Below are 21,492 nucleotides of genomic sequence, written 5' to 3' on the forward strand. Positions count from 1 at the left end.
ATATAATAACCTGAAATGCAAATAAATTCATCAGAACGATCCTGCAATGGCCAGAAAGTCTTCTGCTTTAAGTGAGGCGCCGCCAATCAATCCACCATCGACATTGGATTGTGAAAATAATTCTTTTGCATTGCCTGGTTTACAACTTCCTCCATACAAAACCGGAATTTGTTCGGCAAACTGATTATCAAAATTTTGCGCAATAACTTCACGTATAAAGCCATGCATTTCATTCGCTTGATCTGCGGTAGCTGTCTTTCCTGTGCCTATTGCCCAGACGGGTTCATAAGCCAGGATGACATCTTTCCCTTCCTTGGCTGAAAATTTACATATCGTTTCTTCCAGTTGATTCTGTACCACTTTAAAGTGATCACCAACTTCACGCTGATCCAGCTTTTCGCCTATGCAAAGAATCACCTTCAACCCCTCTGAAAAAGCAGCCCTCATTTTCTGAAAAACTGTGGCATTATCCTCCTGGAAATAACTTCGTCGTTCTGAGTGCCCCAGTATGGTATACGTCGCGCCCGTACTTCGGATCATCGCAGGTGCTACTGCGCCAGTATATGCGCCAGACTCCTTCAGATAACAATCTTGTGAACTCAGTAAAATCCCTTCCTGTCCATCAATGACATTGTTCACCATTGATAGATGCGTATAAGGCGGAGCGACAATTAACGTGACATCTTCAGGTTTTTCCTGATCCACAATGGCTTCTATCAATCGGCGCCCTTCCTCCAGGGTCGTATTCATTTTCCAGTTTCCGGCAACTATTTTTTTACGCATAATTTGATTTGTTAGATGTTAGGTAGTAGACTTACCAAGATTTGGAGCAAAGATATAAAATTCAGATTGGAAATCTGATTTAGTGATCTGACATTTCAATCGCTGCATTCGCAACAGACCGGTGTAAATGCATGAATAAGTGAATCACTGAGGGAATGAAAGTATATAGTTTTATGGGTTACAGCAGGTTTTATACGGGGTGTCCATTCATTAATACCCATCGATAATCGACTATCGGCGAATCCATCGCCCATTCAGGGCTCAAATTTCCTCGCTAACCTTATCCGATGGGCTGCACCCATCGCTATTATAACATCGACCCTTCAGGTCTTTCATCCAGCACAAAGTGGATCGCAGTGTGCCATCCCATAACAGCACAGCGTCCCAAAGCGTAGCGACCCAAAGCGCAGCGTCCCTGCCCTATTTCATAAACATGAGTTCTCTGTACTTCACCATTGGCCAATCTTTATCTGCAACCAGATATTCCAATCGATCGGTGTGAACACGAATATCTTCCATCAAGGGAGCAACCTTATAACAATATTCATTGGCGATATCTTCAGCTTTATCGAGTTCATTTGCCTTCCGACGGACCGTGGTCATTTCGTGCACCAAATCATATATTTTGGATACATTTTCTGAAATATCGTTGACCAATTCTGTTTGCGCTTTCTGAACTTCAAAACCCAAACCTTTGAGTTTTTCCATATTGGTTAACACGTCGCTTTGATATTTAATCGCTGCCGGCAGAATATGATTAATCACAATTTCTCCCAGCGTTCTGGATTCAATTTGAAGCTGCAGGATGTAATTCTCTATCATCACTTCATAGTGAGCCTTCAGCTCCCTGTTCGTCATTACACCACTTTCTGAAAATAAATTTTTCGATTTTTCCGTGGTGTACGAATGCAATGCTTCTGGTGTTTTAGCCAGATTGGGCAGACCTCTTCGTTCGGCTTCCAGCCGCCATTCTTCGCTGTATCCATCCCCTTCAAAAAGAACCGCTTTGGATTCTATGATGTATTCCTTGATCACTTTAAGTATCGCAGTTTCTTTGGGAATATCCTTCTCCAGAAGATCATTAACCCGGCCATAAAAGTCGACCAGTTGGTGTCCGGCGATGGTATTCATAATGGTCATCGTCGCCGCACAGTTCTGTCTGGACCCCACCATTCTGATTTCAAACTTATTGCCGGTGAACGCAAACGGTGAAGTTCGGTTCCGGTCCGTATTATCTTTTTTGAGTTCTGGAATTTTAGCCAAGAGCTCCATGATGTCTTTGACGCCATCTTCATCCGATAGTTTTTCTTCGGCGATATCATTCAGCACCTTGGTCAGGAACTCTCCGATAAATACAGAAACAATAGCCGGTGGCGCTTCATTGGCGCCCAGCCGGTGATCATTGGATGCAGACGCCACACTGGCACGGAGAATATCTGCATATTCATGTACCGCACGTATGGTGGTCACGAAAAACGATAAAAATTCAAGACTTTTTCCCGGTGAAGTACCCGGGGATAGCAGATTTTTCCCTGTATTGGTAGACAAAGACCAATTGTTGTGTTTGCCTGATCCATTCACCCCTTCAAATGGTTTTTCATGCAACAACACACGCAGTTGATGTCGGGCAGCCACCCGATCCATAAGATCCATCAAAAGCTGATTGTGATCAATAGCCACATTCACCTCTTCAAACATCGGTGCCAGTTCATACTGACCCGGCCCGACTTCATTGTGGCGGGTCCGCACCGGGATACCCAGTTTATGGCATTCTTTTTCAAGGTCTCGCATAAAGGCATATACCCGGTCCGGAATCAATCCAAAATAATGATCATCCAGTTGCTGCCCTTTCGGGGAATTTTTCCCAATCAGGGTCCGTCCCGTCAACATCAGGTCAGGCCGGGCATAAAACAACGCCTCATCGACCAAAAAATACTCCTGTTCCCATCCCAGGGTCACATTGACCTTTTTCAGATTGGCATTGGATTCAAATAATTGACACACATCAAAAGCTGCTTTGGTCAAATACTCTTCCGACTTCAGCAGTGGTAATTTATAATCCAATGCTTCTCCCCCATAGGTCACAAAAATGGTGGGTATGCAGAGCGTTTTTCCTTCGCCAATCTCCAAAATAAACGCCGGGGAAGAAGGATCCCAGGCCGTATAACCCCGTGCTTCAAAGGTAGACCGAAGTCCACCGCCCGGAAAAGAAGAGCCATCCGGTTCTTGCTGGGCCAGAGAACTGCCACTGAATTCTTCCAGTACAGAGCCATCCGGAGTAATGGTAAAAAAGGAATCATGCTTCTCTGCCGTCCGTCCCGTCAGGGGTTGAAACCAATGCGCATAGTGGGTAGCCCCTTTATCTTGCGCCCACTTTTGCATTCCGGTGGCTACTTCATCAGCCAATGTTCGATTGAGGTTTTTACCTTCACGTATGGCATCTTTTAGCAGATCGTAGGTATCTCTGGACAAATACTTTGCCATGGATTCGTCGCTAAAAGTGTTGCAGCCAAAATAAGATGCAATATTGGGTAATGAATTTTTTAGCACCCCATTTTCATGAGGACTTCGTTCGATGATGGTTTCAAGAGCAGAAAATCGTGGTGAGCCCATTGGAAAATATTTTTTTATTTGATTAATGATGTAAAGATAGTAGTAATCTAACATTCATCAGAATTGATGTTTTCTTAAAATGTTTATTTCAATGAAGCCATATTTTTAATTATATTTGATAATCAATCAGTTAAGAGGACTCAATTGTGAATTCCAAATGATCAGCAATGGCTATGGGATGGAAAAAATACACACTCGGAGTTATCCTGTTGACAGCAGGGTGTTCCCTGGTGGGCCAAAGTCCCGTAGAGAATCCACTTGAATTTCTGGATGAACTGTCTGATGATGTTATAGATCAAATAGCCGATTACACGGATATACTGGACCTATTGGAATACACCAAAAGGCACCCCATGGACCTCAATACAGTAAAAAACCATGATTTGGCAAAATTCCGGATATTGAATCCGACAGAAATAAATGCCATTCTGACGTATAGAGACAAATACGGACCTTTTATCGACCCCCATGAATTGCAGGTGATTCCGGAGTTGTCTCTGGAAAAAATTCGGCTATTGCGTCCTTATATTACAGTGCATCATCAAAATGAAATAACTCAGAATGGTGCCGGTTATGTCCTGTTTCGCACTTCCGGATATCTTCCAAAGCGCACTGGTTTTCGATCCCAAGACGACAAACCACCAGCTTACCAGGGAAGCCCGCAAAGCATATTGATTAAATACCGACACTTCCAGCGGCATAACTACAGCTGGGGAATGAGCCTGGAAAAGGATGCAGGCGAATCTTTCAATTTCAAAGGAAAACCGGGATTTGACCACATTCACTTCCATTTCTTCAGAACCGGATTATTCAATAAAATAAAAACCCTTGCTTTGGGTGATTACCGCATTAGCCTGGGACAAGGACTCTTGCAATACCAGGGGTTTGCGATCACAAAATCATCCAATCCCCTGATGATAAAACGAGTAGCGCCGGTGATCCAACCCTATTCCGGAACGAGTGAATACAATTATTTCCGGGGGGCTGCAGCAGAATTTGATTCCGGAGGATCCATTAAAAATTTCGTTTTTATCCATCGTAAAAAGCGGGATGCCACACTCCGGGGGCAACCAGCGGAGCATGCCACTTATTTCAGCGCTTTTCAGACCAATGGATTACACCGGACCATCCATGAAGACGCCAAGCGGAATCAAGTGGCAGAAACGATAGCGGGACATCGTTTCCAATGGGATCACAAATCCTGGAAAATTGGTTTAAACTCTATTTATCAGGGATTTTCATTTCCCTATAAACCGGTTACACGGATCGATAATATCCGACGATTAACCGGTTCACATTTCATTGGACATTCCCTGGACTTCAGTGGTCATCTGAAAAGTTTTCACCTATTTGGCGAGGTAGCTACACAAAAATACCGCTCACCTGCTTTCACGGTCTCAGGTCTGTACAGTTTCAATGCTCGTCTGGATGCTGCTCTGCTTATTCGACGCTTTCCTGCCCATTTTGCGCCGATTTTTGGGAATGCTTTTTCAGCTCGATCCACGCCCAATAATGAATCAGGAATCTATCTTGGGATGAATTACCACCCAAAAGAATATTCCCGGTTGTCTTTTTACCTCGACAGCTGGAAAGGACTCTGGCCCACGTTTCAAGCGCATGGGCCTACTTTCGATCAGGACTTCATGGTCAGATACGAGACCGCCCGCCGACGAAAATGGGAAATGTTTGCCCAGTTAAAATGGAAACACCGGGCTAAAAACCACGGTCATCTTTCCCCGGCTTACAACACGGTCACCTACAAAGACCAAATTAATTTCAGAATACAATTTCGTAAAATCAAATACCAACGGTGGCGGTGGACAAACCGTATAGAGGTGGTCCGTACTCAGCCTACCAACAATATCCCGGAATACGGATACATGGTATTTAGCGATCTATTGTTCTCCAGACTCGGTTCCTGGTGGACCTATGCCGGTAGAATAGGCTGGTTCGACATCCCTTCCTATGACACCCGGATTTACAGCTATGAACCTGACATCCGGTATAGTTTTAGTATTCCAGCTTTTTATGGAACGGGCTGGCGGATCGCCGCCAGGATCAGTCGGAAATGGCGCCGGGGTTTGCGGATCGAATTGCGTACCGGCTGGACTTTCCTACCCGGACAGGACCAGGTAGGAAGCGGATACAATGCGGTACCCGGATCGTTTAACCAACAAATAAAGGCTCAGATGATCCATGAATTTTAGAGCTCAAGAGCGGTATTTACGTAAGAACAGAACCAGGAATCCCTAACCCGCTTTATTCACCACGTCAATTTATTACTACGCATAATACACAGTGCATCAATTGCTTAATTTCCAAAATTGGGCCTATTACATACCCCGATTTTGGGTGACGTTGGACTTTTGCGGGCTAAATCCTTCGCCAGTATTTGAAATGCAAATCGGCGTACGGTATTCTTCATTATCGGCAGGAGGTTCTTTTTTTATAGCTATTTCCCCTGTATCGTCAAACTTTATAGTCTATCCGGGGTTCTGCCTTATAAAAGAACAGATAATCATGAGTAGAATTTCATCAATGGGCTTTGTTTTCTTCATCTGGTTCACAGTTATCGCAAACTCTTTTGCTCAAGATACCAACCCGTCTACCAAAATTTTCGGTTCTACCTTTTGCTTCCGTGGCCGTACATGATACCGAATCTTCAGCATTGACCGATGGTACTATTACACAGGATAATGGCAATTTTGAGATTGAAAATTTAGATTATGGCGATTACTATCTGGTTGTTTCCTTCTTAGGCTTCCAGACAGACACCCTCTCCGGTATTGTACTGTCCTCAGAAAATCCTGAAATTCCACTGGGAACGGTTTATCTCCAATCCCAAGCCCTGGAACTGGAAGGGGTGGAAGTCGTCGGGTTGGCCAGTACGACGAGCCGGAAAATCGACCGGCAAACCTACCGGGCAGATCACTTCGGGACCGCCCGGGGAGGTACCGCAACAGACATCCTGGCTAACCTGCCATCCTTGTCAGTCAATCATGACGGTGAAGTGACTTTGCGCGGTTCCACTGATTTTGCAGTCTACCTCAATGGCAAACCGACACAGATGGAAGCATCGGTACTCCTAGGACAGATTCCGGCCAATACTATTGCAAGTATTGATGTGATCACCTTGCCCACGGCCCGGATGGAAGCACAGGGTTCAGGCGGTATCGTTAATATCACAACTACGCAATCCGTCAGAAAGGGATGGTCTGTCCAGGCGGATGCTATGGCTGGCGGAGTGCCGTGGGCGAATAAAGTGCACAAATACAGTGACCAGAATCTTAACTATGATCGCTGGGGCGGAGGGCTCAATCTTCACTACCGTAACAACAAGATATCTTTCTATGGGAATCTGAATTATAGCACAAGAAATCTAAAAAGTTTCCGCTCCGGAGATGCCCGGCTTTTACAACCTGATGATTCCTATTACCATATGATAGCAGAAGGCGAACGTCTGGAATGGCAAGAAAATTATGGAGTCAGTGCGGGCATGGATTACCATCTGGATACCACCACATTCATTTCAGCATCCTATTTTTACGGTCATCGAAACAAAGGGCGTACGGCACACTACGTATATCATAATTATTATGGTGATATAGATCAACATGAGTTGGAAGGCCGGGAACAATTCACCCATCATATCTACAATCCAAATACCGATGACCGGAATGGTAATTTCCATACGGGCTCCGTTGATTTTTCCAAAAATATTGACCAAAACTCAAAGTTGCAAGCTTCGCTACTCTATGAACATTCCGGATTAAACTGGAGTCTACAGAATCCAGCGTATGCCTTTGATGCGGTGAACGATCAAGTGGGTATGCTGGCCCGTCAGTTTTACCAGACCGACGATACGCCTTTAGAGGGAGCCCGCCTCTCGCTCAACTATCAAAAAAATTGGGCAATGGCCATTCTCTTGGGGTGGGTATTCAACCGCAGTTACTCCGTCAGTCCGGTACATTCAATTTTGACACCTTACAAATCCACTCAAATACATGGATTCCTCAACATGAGTTCAACAACAGCATTGATTTGAACCGGGCCATATATGGGGGATACATTGACTACGTAGGAAGCTGGAATAAAATCAACTACCGAACTGGGTTGCGTTTTGAATACACAGACCAGCTCATGGAAATTGAAAATCCGAATTATTTAAATATATTTCAACGACCAACACAACCCTCTTATCGCCTACAAAAAGCAGATTGGTTTCCAAGCCTTCATGTAAGCTATGATATTGACGAACGAAATTCATTGATATTGGCAGCCAGCCGGCGAATAAATCGTCCGCCCACCAAAAACATGTCTCCCTTTCTATACCGACGTCACCATGAAGTCTACGTGGTGGGTGACCCAGCTTTGAAGCCAGAATATCTAAAAACTGCTGAACTAAGCTTAATAAAAGGAATTGGGAATCAGCAACTGACCTTGACAGGATTTTACAGAGGAACAGATGATGCCATTTTCAGAGCGAATACCGTATTTGAAGAAGAAAATGTATTAATTCGAAGCTATACCAATTCGGGCAATGTACGGGCACTGGGTGCAGAAATAAACACGAATATCACCGCCGGGTCACGGGCTCGTTTTATGATCGGAGCCTCCCTTTATGACTTCAATGTCCAGGCAGATATCTTCGGGTTTAAAGAAGACAATCAAAGTACGAACTGGAACGTCAAAGGAAATATGAATCTATTTCTACGCAGTGATCTAAGACTTTCCATTGATATGGATGTTCGTTCGGCAACAGTAACCACTCAAGGTCAAAATGAACTCTTTTATGTTTCAAATGCAGCCATGCATTACTCCCCCGCCAGGTGGAATTCATGGACCTTCGGACTAAAAGTTACAGATCTGCTGGGATCCAATATTCAGGGACTGAACACGCGCGCTTATGATGCTACCGGAAGTCAAATTTTCTTTCAACAAACAACTTTTGATCGTTCCGGTCCTATTTTTGAATTTTTGGCAAGCTATTCTTTGAATACCCAATCAAAGCAAGCGAAGGAAGGAAAAAGCATTTTTGGTGATGAACAATTCTAATAAGAATCAAAACCAAAGGATGGCACATTAATCAAAATATCGGGCGATGTATATCTTTTAAGCAGTATGACCGCTTTGCCCGCTTTATTCACCACGTCAATCTAGTATGATGCATAATATGCAATGAATCAATTGCTTAATTCCCAAAATTGGAGCTAATACATAGCCCAATTTTGGGTGACGTTTGACTTTTGATTCATCCTTTATCCTCGGGGCAGAGCCCTCCCCCAGCGAAGGCGGGGAATGTGGATTGACCTCATTCGATCTCGCCCATGGCGAGATTTTGCTCAGTCATACTGAACTTTCCGTCTCGGCTCGACCGAGACTACATTTGGTCCTATTACTAAAACACATAATCAACGCCAGGTAGGTCATTCAAAAGCCATGAATTTTCCGGGTTTGGGTATACCGCCCGGTTTGCTCTATGTTTCATTTTTCTGACGGAATGCCCAAAAAACAAAGGAGTTGATATAATAAGAAGTCCTCCCAATGACGTTGGTGTGAAAAAAAGAAAAGCTATATTTACAGTTATGACTTATCCAATGATTCCGGCCCTATGAAATCCTCGAGAAAGTATGCAATCATCGATGTCGAAACGACCGGAGGAAGCGCACGTCGGGAAAGACTCACGGAGATTGCTATCGCCATTCACGATGGCAGGAATGTCCTTGATACCTTCGAGTCATTAATCAACCCGGAACGACCCATTCCACCCTTCATTCAAAATCTCACGGGAATTACCAATGAGATGGTCGAAGACGCACCCTACTTTTATGAGATAGCCCGAAAGATTGTTGAGATGACCGAGGGATGTATTTTTGTTGCACACAACGTGAAGTTTGACTACATGTTTATCCGCAGCGAATTCGAACGGTTAGGGTATAGTTATCAACGCCGGCAACTGTGCACCAAACAATTGAGCAAAAAGTTGTTTCCTCAGATCGGAAGGTACGGGCTGGATCGCTTAATTGATTACTTTAATATTCAGGTAGAAACACGGCACCGGGCAATGGCTGATGTTCAAGCAACAGTTGAAGTATTCAATCAACTGCTTCATAAAGACCAGGAAGACAACGCATTCAATCACCTGATTAACAATGGAATAAAACTAAGCAAACTACCCGGAAGTTTAAATCTGGAAGATCTGCACCGCATTCCAGAGACGAGTGGTATATATTATTTTTTCGGTCACAATGATCACTTGCTGTATGTGGGAAAAAGTAAAAACATCCAAAAAAGAGTGATGCAACATTTTTCAAAACCAACCACAAAATCCCTTAAATTTTTAGTGCGAACCCAACGCATCGATTATGAAGAAACGGGCAGTGAGATTGCAGCCATTCTGCGCGAAGATGAGGTCATTAAAAAACAACGTCCGGAATATAATATTGCACAACGAAAAACACTCAAACCTTACGGTCTTCATGTGGCGCAAAAGGAACAAGGATCCGGTTTCAAAATGGAATTGCATCCGATCATGGACGAACAGGAAAATGGATTTATCAAAACATTTAAAAGCAAACGATCTGCCAAGTTACAAGTTCAGGGGTTACTTGAAAAACATGGTCTATCCGAATATTTCACTTTCGATCGTTCGGGTCAATCTATTGTGGTACAGTCCATAGCTAGCAATGTTCCCGAGAACAAAGAATGGGACACACCCCTTCGGGAACTTCTATCGGACCTGCACTTCCGTGAGGACTTCCACTACATCGTTATCGACGACAGTTACTCCCACCACGAAGCCATGTGCTTTGTATTCCACCGAGGGATTCTGATCAAAACAGGAACCCTGGATATCGAAACTGGAAACACTGGAATAAATCCCGAGGATCTGAACGATTGTCGACCACCTCTCGCCATCAATGATCAGGTGATCACATTTATACAAAAGCATAAAAAGCGATATAAAATCAATAAGTTACCATCTGATTTCCAGTCATTTTGATCTTCTGATTTTCCGGACAGCCTGACCATTGGCTGGCTCCAACGATAATTAAAAACCATTTTATCCGGACCGTTGTTAATAAAATAAAAATTCCACTGTATGAAAACATTAAATAGTCTTCTCACCATCTGTTCTTTTATCCTATTTTCGACCTTAACTTCGAGTCTGTACAGTCAGGTGGAGACACCTGTCACGGTCCGGGTCATCGCACACGATGCTAAGTTAATCGGAAACAGCATGGGGAGCGTTGACATTACCATCAAGGATCAATCTACCGGTACAATTCTGGCATCCGGAAAGACCGAAGGCAGTACGGGCGATACAAAACGATTAGTTCTCAACGATAAATCGCGCTACGACGAGATAAGTACGCCGGGCTCAGCGGCCTTCCAGACCACCATTCCGCTGACCCGTCCGGTTTTTGCCGAAATTGAAGCAACTTTTCATACAGCCTATACCGGTCATCCCATCACGATGACACAAACCCAATGGCTGATCCCCGGCAAAGCCATGTCTGGCGATGGTATCGTGTTGGATATGCCTGGATTTGCGATGCGAATCCAACATCCCCTGCCCCATGCATCCCTATCAATGCAGCATAAAGAAGATGTCCATATTGATCTGTTTATGATCATGTTGTGCGGATGCCCCATTAGTCCCGGTGGAACCTGGGACAGTGAGCCTATGGAAGTGGAAGCGCTGGTTTATGAAGGGAAAGAATTTATCCGAAGCATTCCGTTTGAGAATACAGCAACGAATCATTTTCGGGCTGATCTGTCCGGACTGCAGCAAGGCAGTTATGATGTTTATGTATCGGCGTATGATCCCCGCAGCAAGAATACGGGCGTAGAGAAGATCCACGTCACCTTACAGGAGTAATTGTTACCAAGACGTGTTCTCAATACACCTGGCCGCCGCTGCATATCATAGTACACCGCAGCCAGCCCATCCTTTGGTACGGTCCAGCGGACCAAAATGACGCGCTTTGATTTGTGCGATTCCAATATTACGTGTATCATTACATTTTACCAAATGTAAATGGAATGTTAGGACTAAAACTCCCCACCGATCCGCGGTGGGTCAATCTGGCTGAAAAAACGCTGGAAGATATATTAACCGATCACGCCTATTGTGAACAAAAGGCAGCGACACAATGCATCTCATTGATCCAGCTTTACCCGGATAAAAAGCGCCTGGTGGAAGAAGTCGCACCGGTAGTTACCGAAGAATGGGGCCACTTCCGGCTGGTCATCGCAGAAATGAAAAAGCGTCAGCTCTCGCTGGGGTTTCAAAGAAAGGACGAGTATGTGGCTGCATTAAATAAGTTCATGAAAAAAGGTGGTTCCAGGGAAGATCGGCTGATCGAGAAACTCCTGGTCTGTGCATTGATCGAAGCCCGGTCTTGTGAACGTTTTAGATTATTATCCCAAGAATTGGAAGATCAAAAGTTGCGGGAATTTTACCACCACTTCATGGTATCGGAAGCGGGCCATTATCGAATGTTTCTGAATCTGGCTGAAAATTATGGCGACAAACCAGCCGTCCGGGAGCGATGGCAGGAATATTTAAATCATGAAGCTGAAATCATGAAAGATCTGGCCATCCGCGGAGATCGTATGCACTAAATCCAAAATATGGATAAAAACCAACGGATTTTAAAGCTTGATGATCAGTTCAATGCGACCATGAATGAACTGGAGTCGTCTACGGATCACTACTTTATCACGGGACGAGCAGGAACGGGTAAATCCACCCTGCTCAAATTGTGGAGACGATCCAGCTTAAAAAAGATGGTTGTCCTGGCGCCCACAGGTATTGCAGCTTTGCATGTTGAAGGTCAGACCATCCATTCTTTTTTCCGATTTCCGCCGCGGATGATGAATCCGGGGGACTTTAAAAAGCTAAAAAACCGAAAATTGATCAAAGCCCTGGATGTGATCATCATTGATGAAGTTTCCATGGTTCGGGCCGATATGCTTGATAACATTGACCAGGCACTTCGGCTGAACAGAGCGAATAACGAAGCTTTTGGTGGCATCCAAATGGTGTTTTTTGGTGACCTTTTTCAGCTTCCCCCCATTGTTGCGAAGAGTGCAGAACGGGAATACATGGAATACCACTATGACACGCCTTACTTTTTCTCAGCCCATGTATGGCAAAACGATGTTGATATACGTGGGATTGAACTGACAAAAGTGTACCGTCAGGAAGAGCATCATTTTCTTCGGTTACTGGAAGAAATTCGATACAACAATGCGGATTGGGAGACCCTGGAGGCCATCAATGAACGGTATCAGCCCCACCAACCCATACCCGATCACAGCGTAACGATCTGCACACGTCGATACCTGGCCCGGTCTATAAACCTTAAAAAACTGCATGAACTACCGGGTTCCCCAAAGATCTTTCAGGCCAAAGTTACCGGGAATTTCTCCCGGTCGACCAGTCCTGCTCCACCGGAATTAATGCTCAAAGAAGGCGCCCAAGTCATGTTTGTCAAAAATGATCCTTTAAAAAAATATGTAAACGGGACGCTGGGGAAAGTGACTTCCATCTCTGATAAATCCATTTATGTCCAGGTATTCAATGAAAATCAATCCACCGTGGAAGTAGAAAAGAACAGCTGGGACAACATCAAATACACCATCAACCAGGATGGTCAGATCAAATCAGAAGTCACCGGTTCTTTTGAACAATATCCGCTGAACCTGGCCTGGGCCATGACCATTCACAAAAGTCAAGGCATGACCTTTGAGGAGGTAGTCATCGACATGGGTAGTGGCGCTTTTGACTTTGGTCAGGCTTATGTGGCTCTTAGTCGCTGTACCCGCCTGGCCGGCGTATATCTCAAACGGCCCTTGAAACCCGATGATATACAAACTGATGATCAAATTGTCCAATATTATCGAAAAATGTTCTAAATTTAAACTTTAACCTAAAACTCAAACAATCATACTTTCATGAGAGGAATAAATAAAAGAAAAAGTAAAAAACGAAGACAGGAGGAGAAAAGCCAGGGTTTTCAAAAACGATTTTACGTCATTGTAGGATTGGTAACGCTTGTTTTGGTCATCCTCGTTTACCTGGTGTACAGCAGCTATTAATTCACCCTATAAGTATGTATCTTTTGAATCATACATCAGCTGCATACATCAGGGTGTGAAACATTTTCGCCAATCATCTTCTTTTAGAGAGGCAACCATATATCATTAATATTTTAAATTGACAACAACCATGAATGGACCACAAACCAGATCGTAAGAATAAAATCCAATTGTCAAGTCCGACGACGATATACTTTTTATTAATTGTCCTAGGAGTGATCGCCGTCTTGTACTACGGCAGCACCATTCTTCTTCCCCTTACGCTGGGTATTTTGGTGGCCATAGTATTGAACGCTCCAATGAAAAATTTCCAACGCTGGGGTTTACCAAAATGGGCTGCCATCAGCCTCTCGGTGACAATCATGATCCTCGTCTTTTTGATCATCAGCGGCCTGGTCACCTGGCAGATTGAAAACATTGCCGGAGATTGGGACGAAATTCAGAAAAAAGGCAGTCAAAAGCTCGAAAATATTAATCAATGGAGTGAATCCACTTTTGGATTTGATTTTGTAAAGTACCTGTCAAATTCCAGCGGTGTCACAGACAAGCTTAAATCGTTTGGGATGACCATGTTGGCTTCACTGACGACCATCCTTTCCCAATCATTGATCATCCTGATCTACATCATTTTATTTTTGATGCAAAAAGACATGTTCTTGAATTTTCTTAGAAAACTGGTCCCGGAGTCTCAACAACAGGCAATGCGTCAGTTTCAGACCGGATCAAGGGACATCGTTTTTAACTATCTGATGGGTAAGTCTAAAATCATGGCCATATTATTTGTGGTATACTTCCTTGGCTTTTGGGTGAGTGGTGTCCCCTATGCACTTTTTCTGGCTTTGTTTGCAGCTCTTTTTTCCATTATACCTTATGTGGGGAACCTGATCGGAGGAGGCGCCGCCATGTTGCTGGCATACATCTACTCGGGCTGGCCGGCTGGTTTGGCGGTATTTAGCGTGGTGTCCCTGGCTCAGTTGGCTGAAAATTATCTATTAACTCCTTGGATCATCGGGGATGAAATCGACCTAAACCCCTTTGCGACCATTTTTGGTGTGATCGTTTTTAGTGCCATCTGGGGGCTGGTCGGTGCTGTGATTGCGCTGCCACTCATCGGAGTTCTGAAGGTCTTTTTTGAAAATGCTGCCGGAATGGAGCCATTCGCTTATCTGATAAAAAAAACGGAATAATTTTTTTACCCAGACAAGTGGTGTCTGTCAAACTTGATGTTCCAATTTAATCAAAGTATTAATGAATCGGAACAGGAAGAAGAACCTGATATTTAAAGCACATTTTGTACCTTTCATTTACCGGTAATAAAACATTTTACATTATGAGGTCTATATGGAATGGAAGTATCAGCTTTGGATTGGTCTCAATCCCTATCAAATTGTACTCAGGTTCGGAAGAACGTCGAATTGATCTGGATATGCTGGATCGACGGGACCACGCCAGAATCAGATACAAACGCGTAAATGAAACAACCGGAGAAGAAGTCAAGTGGGATGATATTGTGAAAGGGTTTAAGCGCGATGATGAATACATCGTATTGGAAGACGAGGATTTTGACATGGCGGATATGAAAAAAAGTAAAACTATAGATATCGAAGAATTTGTAGCAGAGGCGGAGGTAGCAGATGTGCTTTTTAAAAAACCCTATTTCGTCGAGCCGCGAGAAGGGGGCGAAAAATCCTATGCTTTACTTACAAAAGCGCTTCAGGAATCTAAAAAACTGGGTGTCGCCACCTTCGTCATGCGACAAAAAGAACACTTATCTCTCATCGGGGTTTATCAAAATGCATTGGTATTGCATGTGATACGATTCTCGGATGAGATCCGGGATCCGTCCAAATTGGAAATTCCTGATACGAAAGTATCTAAAAAAGAATTGGACATGGCGCATTCCCTAATCGATCAATATACGTCCGAATTCCAATTTGACAATTTTAAAGATGTATACAATGATAAATTGATGAAGATCATTGAAGATAAAGCCAAGGGTAAAAAACCGAAATTGAAGAAGGTGGAATCCACCCCCACCGAAGCCACTGATCTGATGGCAAAATTGAAAGCAAGCCTGGAACAGAAAAAAAAGAGTAAAAAAGCATCATAGGCCATGGGGTTGGAAAAATATCAGCAGAAACGGGATTTTGATAAAACACCGGAACCTGCCGGATCCCTGGACCATTCCGGACAATACCGGTTCGTCATCCAACGCCATGATGCCCGGCGGCTTCACTACGATTTACGACTGGAAATGAAAGGCGTACTTAAAAGCTGGGCCATACCCAAAGGACCGTCAATGAACCCGGCAGATAAGCGACTCGCCATCCATACAGAAGATCACCCTCTGGAATACCTCACATTCCAGGGTACCATTCCCAAAGGGAATTACGGTGCCGGGAAAATGATTGTATGGGACCATGGAAGGTATGAGTCCTACAAAGCACCCAATGATCCCAACAAGCTGGAAGAAGAATATGAACAGGGCACCCTCCACCTGCTTTTTCATGGCCAACGCACAAAAGGAAAGTTTACGTTGGTGCGAACCAACTACAGCAAGAAAGATCAATGGCTGTTGATCAAGCAGGAGGATACGCACAGCACCAACCAGAATTATGATGCCGAAGATCAGTTTTTAACCACCTCAAATCAGGCCAGCTTATCAGGCACCACACAAGAGGCCCTCTCTCCCATGCTGGCAACGACTGGGAAAACACCTTTTGACCATCCCGATTGGTTGTTTGAGCTCAAATATGACGGTTATCGGATCCTGGCAAACGTCGTAAATCGTCGCGTCAATTTGTATTCGCGTAATAACATTTCCTACACCAATAAATTCCCGCAAATCGTGCAATCGCTGTCCTCAATATCTCATGATGCTCTGTTGGACGGTGAAATGGTGATCCTCAACTCTGAAGGGATTCCTCAGTTTCAGGATTTACAAAATTATGATAAAAACCAACCCGGAGATCTACGATATATGGTCTTTGATTTACTTCACCTTGATGGTCATTCCACACTCAAGCTATCGCTGATCCAACGAAAGGAATTACTCTCAGATCTACTTCCGGCCCTTGATCATATCCTGTTTACAGACCACTTGTCGGAGAAAGGAACCTCATTGTACAAAGAAGCTGTCAAAATGGGAATTGAAGGCATCATGGCTAAAAAGGCAGATTCTCGCTATCATCCCGGTATACGAAGTAATGACTGGCTTAAAATTAAAAAATTTAATACCGCAGATCTTCTTATCTGCGGATATACGGAATCAGATAAATCGAACAGGCCATTTGGCTCATTGATGCTTGGAAGTATGGAGGAGGGTCAACTGAAATACCGCGGTCAGTGCGGCAGTGGGTTCTCCGGATCGAAAATGACAGAATTATTCCGTCTTTTCCAGTCATACAAACGGCAAAAGTCGCCCTTTCATCAAAAAATAAATCTAAATGGACGAATCCCCCACTGGCTGGAACCAAAACTGGTGTGTGAGGTGAAATACAGCGAAATCACTTCAAAGGGACGCTTCCGACACCCCGTATTTCTACGCATGAGGCCCGACAAGACGCTGAAAATGCCACCTGCTATCGCTTTTACTCCCAGTGAACCAAAGACAGACTCAGGGGACGGATTGGAGGTTAATGGAATCCATCTTACCTTATCCAATTTAGAAAAAGTGTATTGGCCCCAATTCGGAATAAGAAAATACGATCTGCTGGATTATTACATCGCAGTCTCTGAAGTGATGCTCCCACACTTGGTAGGTCGCCCGCAAAACCTGCATCGCCACCCGGATGGAATCGATGAACCCGGGTTTTATCAAAAAGATGTGGAACACGCCCCTGATTGGCTACAGACAATCAAGATATACTCCGAAAGCAGTAAAAAACACATTAATTACCTGCTGTGTCAGAATGAGGCCGCTTTATTGTATATGGTCAATCTCGGATGCATAGAAATCAATCCATGGTTGAGTCAATTTGATCATATTGAATACCCTGACTACACTGTTATTGATCTGGATCCCGCTCCAAACAACAGTTTTGATGAAGTCGTTGAAGTTGCACTGGTGATTAAAGAAATATTGGAAATTAGTCAGGTTGCCGGATTTCCAAAAACATCGGGTTCCCGAGGAATCCATATTTATATCCCCCTGGGGGGTGAATACACATTCGAGGAGTCTCGTGATTTTGCCCGGTTGATCTGTATCCTTACCCACCGTAAGCGACCGGACATCACCACAATGGAACGCAGTCTGAAGAAACGAGGTCCCAAAATTTACCTGGATTATTTACAGAACCGACGGGGGCAGACGATCGCAGCACCTTACAGTGTTCGTCCGGTTCCAGGGGCCTTGGTATCTGCACCGGTCACATGGGGAGAACTGGAAGAAGGTGTCACTCTACAAGACTTCACTATTGATTCGATTCCGGAGCGGATCGAAGAAAAAAATGATTTGTTTGCCGCCACGCTTAGTGGCAGGCTGGATATGATGCAAGCCCTTGGGAAGTTGGAGCGTCAGGGCTAGCTTGAAAATTGAAAGCCATAAATCTTTCCCAAAATCTGATTTCCATTTCATTTAAGTTATAAATTAAATGATTTGTATCAATGTTATCTGCTATTGTTCTATACATTTGGAATATTAGATCATTAGATACTCTCAAAGAGATTATGAAACCATTGACGATTGTATTGAACATACTTCTACCACCCTTAGCGGTGTTTCTACAACATGGTCTGGGCGGTACTTTTTTAATCAGTCTACTTCTGACTGCGATCGGCTGGCTGCCGGGCGTCATCCATGCTTTTATCGTCAATGAATGACGTTTTCAATTATCACTTTTATTTAATTTTTAATTGCAAGCGACAATATAATGAGTACCGAGCATAAAGGAAAACAGCAAAAGACTAAAAGCGCTGACACAGAACAATTCAGAGACCAAGGACAATTTAACGACGACAAGAATAAAATCACAAGTCGTGTTGATGTGGACACAGACCACTACCTCGAAGCCAAGTGGGAATCTGTGCGGAAGCCGTTGCAGGTCAACAAGAAAATTTTAATCGAAGGGTTCAGGAGCAATGCATTGGATATATAATTATGGTTGCGGATGTTGAATATATTGGGGAATTGACAGCAGCTGTAATCTGATGAGGATATCAAAGGATGCCTCTGGTATCCGCGTTGTATTACTGCCTGCACCCTTTTTTTTATCACCAGACAAATATTTCGATATGATTTCAAAAAAACCATCCGAATTTCCAGAACAACAACAAAAATCCCAGCCCGGCGATCAATATAAGATGAATCCAGAACCGGAGGTCATCCGTACTGATTATAAAGGTTCTGACAAACTCCGGGGGAAAACAGCACTCATCACTGGAGGAGACAGCGGTATCGGTCGCAGTATAGCCGTTCATTTCGCCCGGGAAGGGGCAGATGTTGCCATTGTATATCTGGAGGAAGATAAGGATGCAAAAACCACGCAGCGATTAGTCGAGGAAGAAAACCAAAACTGTCTTTTGCTTAAAGGGGACATCAAGAATCCTGAATTTTGCAAAGAGCTGGTCTCACAAACCTATGAGAAATTCGGATCGCTGAATATCCTGGTTCACAATGCCGCCGTTCAGTATCCTAAAAACGATCTGGAATCGATTGATTTTGATCAGGTGGAAACCACGTTTCATACAAATATTTTCCCCCAATTTATGATCACAAAATCTGCACTTCGGCACATGGGCGCGGGCGATGTCATATTGTGCACCACGTCAGTAACCACCTACAAGGGAAGTTCCCACTTGGTGGATTATGCGAGTACAAAAGGTGCCATTGTGGGTTTTACCCGTTCTTTAGCCAAAATGCTGGCTCCTCAGAAAATCCGAGTCAATGGGGTGGCACCAGGCCCCATATGGACCCCGTTAATTCCAGCTACCTTTGACCATGTGAGTGATTTTGGCCAAGACACGTTGCTCGGACGGGCAGGTCAACCCAGTGAAGTAGCTCCTGCTTATGTATTTCTGGCGAGTAAAGACGGCAGTTACATCACCGGGCAGATTATTCATGTCAATGGTGGATATTTTATCAGTAGTTAGGGGATTGTTTTATAATTAAAATAAAATGTTTGTATATTATACGCTCGGACTCCAACAGTTTGGCGAATCGAAGTCAATTTTAACTGATTCGCTGATATAAAAAAACGATGCATGACAGATAGCCCCAATAGTTCTGCAAACAATAAATCTCAGGTTCCATTAATTATTTCGGCAATTATTATTGCTCTCCTTATTCAGGGATATTTCTTTATTCCCGAAATGCGTCAAGGTGTGAACGAAGCCTGGAATGTATTGACCAGCGAGGACGATAAAAAAATCAAACAGTGGGTCAACGGATTTGGGTGGTTGGGACCGATCGTTATCATCGTGACAATGGTTGTTCAAACCTTTTTACTCGTTGTTCCTACGGTCGCTTTGATCGTTGTGGCTATTTTAGCATATGGACCTTGGTGGGGCAGTTTACTCGCTCTGGTGGCCGTTCTGACAGCCTCTTCGGTCGGGTATGTGGTTGGCAAATATCTGGGTCGGATATTCGTAGATAAAATGATTGGGGAAAAAACTGAAAAGAAAATAACAGCGTTTATCAAAGATTATGGATTCTGGTCTGTTTTTCTGGTGCGCTTCAATTCGTTGCTATCCAATGATGCTATAAGTTTTGTCGGAGGCATCGTCAAGATGAAGTTTGGAAAATTTATAACTGCCACAGCTGCGGGAATCAGTCCATTGATTATTTTGATCGCTCTATTCAGCCAATCCATGGAGGACCTTAAATCAGGGTTGATTTGGGTATCAGTTCTCAGTCTGGCAGCCTTCGGATTTTACCTCTGGTGGGACAAAACCCGATAATGCAAAATCATCAAGGATAAGCGTGATTCAGTCACACATAGTGGACAAACCCCTGTATTTTAGTGTCTTCATAATCATTCATCTATGAGAATACACACGTTGTCTAATCCGGTTTCTGAGTCCATTCTCCAGGTCATCGGACATACGCCACTGGTGGAATTGGCGCACCTGCCGCACCACCCTGAAAATAGAGTGCTTGCCAAGTTGGAAGGTTGCAATCCCGGGGGTAGTATCAAAGACCGTACAGCCCTCAATATCATCCATCAGGCACTCCGTTCTGGTCATTTAAAAAAAGGCGATACTGTCGTCGAGTCCAGTTCGGGGAACATGGCTGTTGGTCTGGCTCAGGTGTGTTCTTATTATGGTCTGCGTCTTATCGTGGTTGTAGATCCAAAATTAAATGACCAGACCGCTCAAATCCTCCGTGTGTACGGGGCACAGATAGAGCAGGTAACCACGCCGACTAACCAGGGTGGTTATCTGGCTGCCCGACTCGCCCGTGTGCATGAAATTTTAGAGCAAAACGATAACGTATTCTGGAGCAACCAATATGGCAATAAGAGCAATCCGCGCACCCATCATGAGACCATGGAAGAAATGTATCAAGCCACCGATGGAAGGATCGATTACCTGTTCGTCGCCACCAGTACTTGCGGTACACTAATGGGATGTGCTGATTATATTTACACGCATGACTTTCCGACAAAGGTCATCGCCGTCGATGCAGTAGGCAGCGTATTATTTGGCGGGAAACCAAGTAAAAGAATAATTCCCGGTCATGGTTCTGCTGTTCCTTCTCAGTTTTTGAAAGAGGATTATCTCCATGATTGCATCAAAATGTCTGACCTGGATTGCGTAAAGGGGTGTTGGAATCTTTTGCGGTCCGAGAGCATTCTCGGTGGGGGATCTTCCGGCGCCATTGTTTCGGCTTATCAGCGTTACGAAGCGAACATCCCGGAAGGTTCGACCGTTGCATTGCTGCTGAGTGACCGGGGAGATCGGTACCTCGATACCATATACCACCCCGAATGGCTTCAAGCCCACTTTCCATCTTTTCAAATTCCCAAACCCTTTCACCACGCATCCACATAA

Annotated in this window: 18 protein-coding genes; 16 read left to right on the forward strand and 2 right to left on the reverse strand. The window is 44.1% G+C overall.

Features of this window, described 5'->3' with window-relative positions; all coding sequences use genetic code 11:
* Positions 1 to 30: 30 nt before the first annotated feature.
* Positions 31 to 783 (reverse strand): triose-phosphate isomerase, encoded by a 753-nt coding sequence (gene tpiA / locus KUV50_RS12995; RefSeq protein WP_222580593.1) that lies wholly within the window; start codon positions 781 to 783, stop codon positions 31 to 33.
* Positions 784 to 1,203: 420 nt separating this feature from the next.
* On the reverse strand, positions 1,204 to 3,396 hold the full coding sequence (locus tag KUV50_RS13000) for a glutamine synthetase III (RefSeq protein ID WP_222580594.1): 2,193 nt from the start codon (positions 3,394 to 3,396) through the stop codon (positions 1,204 to 1,206).
* Between the two features lie 173 nt (positions 3,397 to 3,569).
* Between KUV50_RS13000 and KUV50_RS13005 the strand changes: the two genes are divergently transcribed.
* The 16 genes from KUV50_RS13005 (at position 3,570) to sbnA (ending at position 21,492) form a co-directional block, all read left to right on the forward strand.
* A complete protein-coding gene (locus tag KUV50_RS13005) occupies positions 3,570 to 5,603 on the forward strand; it encodes a ComEA family DNA-binding protein (protein WP_222580595.1) in 2,034 nt (677 codons plus the stop codon).
* A gap of 377 nt (positions 5,604 to 5,980) precedes the next feature.
* Positions 5,981 to 7,441, forward strand: coding sequence for a carboxypeptidase regulatory-like domain-containing protein (locus KUV50_RS19610; RefSeq protein WP_315899976.1), 1,461 nt, complete (start codon positions 5,981 to 5,983; stop codon positions 7,439 to 7,441).
* On the forward strand, positions 7,327 to 8,451 hold the full coding sequence (locus tag KUV50_RS13015; RefSeq protein ID WP_222580597.1) for an outer membrane beta-barrel family protein: 1,125 nt from the start codon (positions 7,327 to 7,329) through the stop codon (positions 8,449 to 8,451). Before KUV50_RS19610 ends, KUV50_RS13015 begins: the two co-directional genes overlap by 115 nt.
* Before the next feature lie 556 nt (positions 8,452 to 9,007).
* Positions 9,008 to 10,399: an exonuclease domain-containing protein gene (locus tag KUV50_RS13020; protein WP_222580598.1), complete on the forward strand. Its 1,392-nt coding sequence runs from the start codon at positions 9,008 to 9,010 to the stop codon at positions 10,397 to 10,399.
* A 99-nt stretch (positions 10,400 to 10,498) separates the two neighbouring features.
* Positions 10,499 to 11,278, forward strand: a complete 780-nt coding sequence (locus KUV50_RS13025; RefSeq protein WP_222580599.1) for a hypothetical protein — start codon at positions 10,499 to 10,501, stop codon at positions 11,276 to 11,278.
* A gap of 164 nt (positions 11,279 to 11,442) precedes the next feature.
* Positions 11,443 to 12,024 (forward strand): tRNA-(ms[2]io[6]A)-hydroxylase, encoded by a 582-nt coding sequence (locus KUV50_RS13030; RefSeq protein WP_222580600.1) that lies wholly within the window; start codon positions 11,443 to 11,445, stop codon positions 12,022 to 12,024.
* 9 nt (positions 12,025 to 12,033) lie between these two features.
* Positions 12,034 to 13,320, forward strand: coding sequence for an ATP-dependent RecD-like DNA helicase (locus tag KUV50_RS13035; protein ID WP_222580601.1), 1,287 nt, complete (start codon positions 12,034 to 12,036; stop codon positions 13,318 to 13,320).
* Positions 13,321 to 13,359: 39 nt separating this feature from the next.
* Positions 13,360 to 13,503, forward strand: coding sequence for a hypothetical protein (locus KUV50_RS13040; protein WP_222580602.1), 144 nt, complete (start codon positions 13,360 to 13,362; stop codon positions 13,501 to 13,503).
* A 134-nt stretch (positions 13,504 to 13,637) separates the two neighbouring features.
* Positions 13,638 to 14,690, forward strand: coding sequence for an AI-2E family transporter (locus KUV50_RS13045; RefSeq protein WP_222580603.1), 1,053 nt, complete (start codon positions 13,638 to 13,640; stop codon positions 14,688 to 14,690).
* A 143-nt stretch (positions 14,691 to 14,833) separates the two neighbouring features.
* Positions 14,834 to 15,613, forward strand: coding sequence for a Ku protein (locus tag KUV50_RS13050; RefSeq protein WP_222580604.1), 780 nt, complete (start codon positions 14,834 to 14,836; stop codon positions 15,611 to 15,613).
* 3 nt (positions 15,614 to 15,616) lie between these two features.
* Positions 15,617 to 18,028, forward strand: coding sequence for a DNA ligase D (gene ligD, locus KUV50_RS13055; protein WP_222580605.1), 2,412 nt, complete (start codon positions 15,617 to 15,619; stop codon positions 18,026 to 18,028).
* A 143-nt stretch (positions 18,029 to 18,171) separates the two neighbouring features.
* Entirely contained in the window at positions 18,172 to 18,324 is a 153-nt protein-coding gene (locus KUV50_RS13060; RefSeq protein ID WP_222580606.1) for a YqaE/Pmp3 family membrane protein, read from the forward strand.
* A gap of 50 nt (positions 18,325 to 18,374) precedes the next feature.
* Complete coding sequence (locus KUV50_RS13065; protein WP_222580607.1) at positions 18,375 to 18,599, forward strand: hypothetical protein; 225 nt, start codon at positions 18,375 to 18,377, stop codon at positions 18,597 to 18,599.
* A gap of 136 nt (positions 18,600 to 18,735) precedes the next feature.
* Positions 18,736 to 19,593, forward strand: a complete 858-nt coding sequence (locus tag KUV50_RS13070; RefSeq protein ID WP_222580608.1) for an SDR family oxidoreductase — start codon at positions 18,736 to 18,738, stop codon at positions 19,591 to 19,593.
* Between the two features lie 111 nt (positions 19,594 to 19,704).
* On the forward strand, positions 19,705 to 20,400 hold the full coding sequence (locus tag KUV50_RS13075; RefSeq protein WP_222580609.1) for a TVP38/TMEM64 family protein: 696 nt from the start codon (positions 19,705 to 19,707) through the stop codon (positions 20,398 to 20,400).
* 84 nt (positions 20,401 to 20,484) lie between these two features.
* Positions 20,485 to 21,492 (forward strand): 2,3-diaminopropionate biosynthesis protein SbnA, encoded by a 1,008-nt coding sequence (sbnA, locus tag KUV50_RS13080; RefSeq protein ID WP_222580610.1) that lies wholly within the window; start codon positions 20,485 to 20,487, stop codon positions 21,490 to 21,492.

It is taken from the genome of Membranihabitans marinus, from assembly GCF_019802045.1.
GTDB classification, from domain to species: domain Bacteria; phylum Bacteroidota; class Bacteroidia; order Chitinophagales; family Saprospiraceae; genus Membranihabitans; species Membranihabitans marinus_A.

What these genes read in the sequence shown, in the direction of transcription:
- tpiA (WP_222580593.1), bottom strand. Translation starts at nt 783, where the DNA reads ATGCGTAAAAAAATAGTTGCCGGAAACTGGAAAATGAATACGACCCTG.
- KUV50_RS13000 (WP_222580594.1), bottom strand. Translation starts at nt 3,396, where the DNA reads ATGGGCTCACCACGATTTTCTGCTCTTGAAACCATCATCGAACGAAGT.
- KUV50_RS13005 (WP_222580595.1), top strand. Translation starts at nt 3,570, where the DNA reads ATGGGATGGAAAAAATACACACTCGGAGTTATCCTGTTGACAGCAGGG.
- KUV50_RS13020 (WP_222580598.1), top strand. Translation starts at nt 9,008, where the DNA reads ATGAAATCCTCGAGAAAGTATGCAATCATCGATGTCGAAACGACCGGA.
- KUV50_RS13025 (WP_222580599.1), top strand. Translation starts at nt 10,499, where the DNA reads ATGAAAACATTAAATAGTCTTCTCACCATCTGTTCTTTTATCCTATTT.
- KUV50_RS13030 (WP_222580600.1), top strand. Translation starts at nt 11,443, where the DNA reads ATGTTAGGACTAAAACTCCCCACCGATCCGCGGTGGGTCAATCTGGCT.
- KUV50_RS13035 (WP_222580601.1), top strand. Translation starts at nt 12,034, where the DNA reads ATGGATAAAAACCAACGGATTTTAAAGCTTGATGATCAGTTCAATGCG.
- KUV50_RS13040 (WP_222580602.1), top strand. Translation starts at nt 13,360, where the DNA reads ATGAGAGGAATAAATAAAAGAAAAAGTAAAAAACGAAGACAGGAGGAG.
- KUV50_RS13045 (WP_222580603.1), top strand. Translation starts at nt 13,638, where the DNA reads ATGGACCACAAACCAGATCGTAAGAATAAAATCCAATTGTCAAGTCCG.
- KUV50_RS13050 (WP_222580604.1), top strand. Translation starts at nt 14,834, where the DNA reads ATGAGGTCTATATGGAATGGAAGTATCAGCTTTGGATTGGTCTCAATC.
- ligD (WP_222580605.1), top strand. Translation starts at nt 15,617, where the DNA reads ATGGGGTTGGAAAAATATCAGCAGAAACGGGATTTTGATAAAACACCG.
- KUV50_RS13060 (WP_222580606.1), top strand. Translation starts at nt 18,172, where the DNA reads ATGAAACCATTGACGATTGTATTGAACATACTTCTACCACCCTTAGCG.
- KUV50_RS13065 (WP_222580607.1), top strand. Translation starts at nt 18,375, where the DNA reads ATGAGTACCGAGCATAAAGGAAAACAGCAAAAGACTAAAAGCGCTGAC.
- KUV50_RS13070 (WP_222580608.1), top strand. Translation starts at nt 18,736, where the DNA reads ATGATTTCAAAAAAACCATCCGAATTTCCAGAACAACAACAAAAATCC.
- KUV50_RS13075 (WP_222580609.1), top strand. Translation starts at nt 19,705, where the DNA reads ATGACAGATAGCCCCAATAGTTCTGCAAACAATAAATCTCAGGTTCCA.
- sbnA (WP_222580610.1), top strand. Translation starts at nt 20,485, where the DNA reads ATGAGAATACACACGTTGTCTAATCCGGTTTCTGAGTCCATTCTCCAG.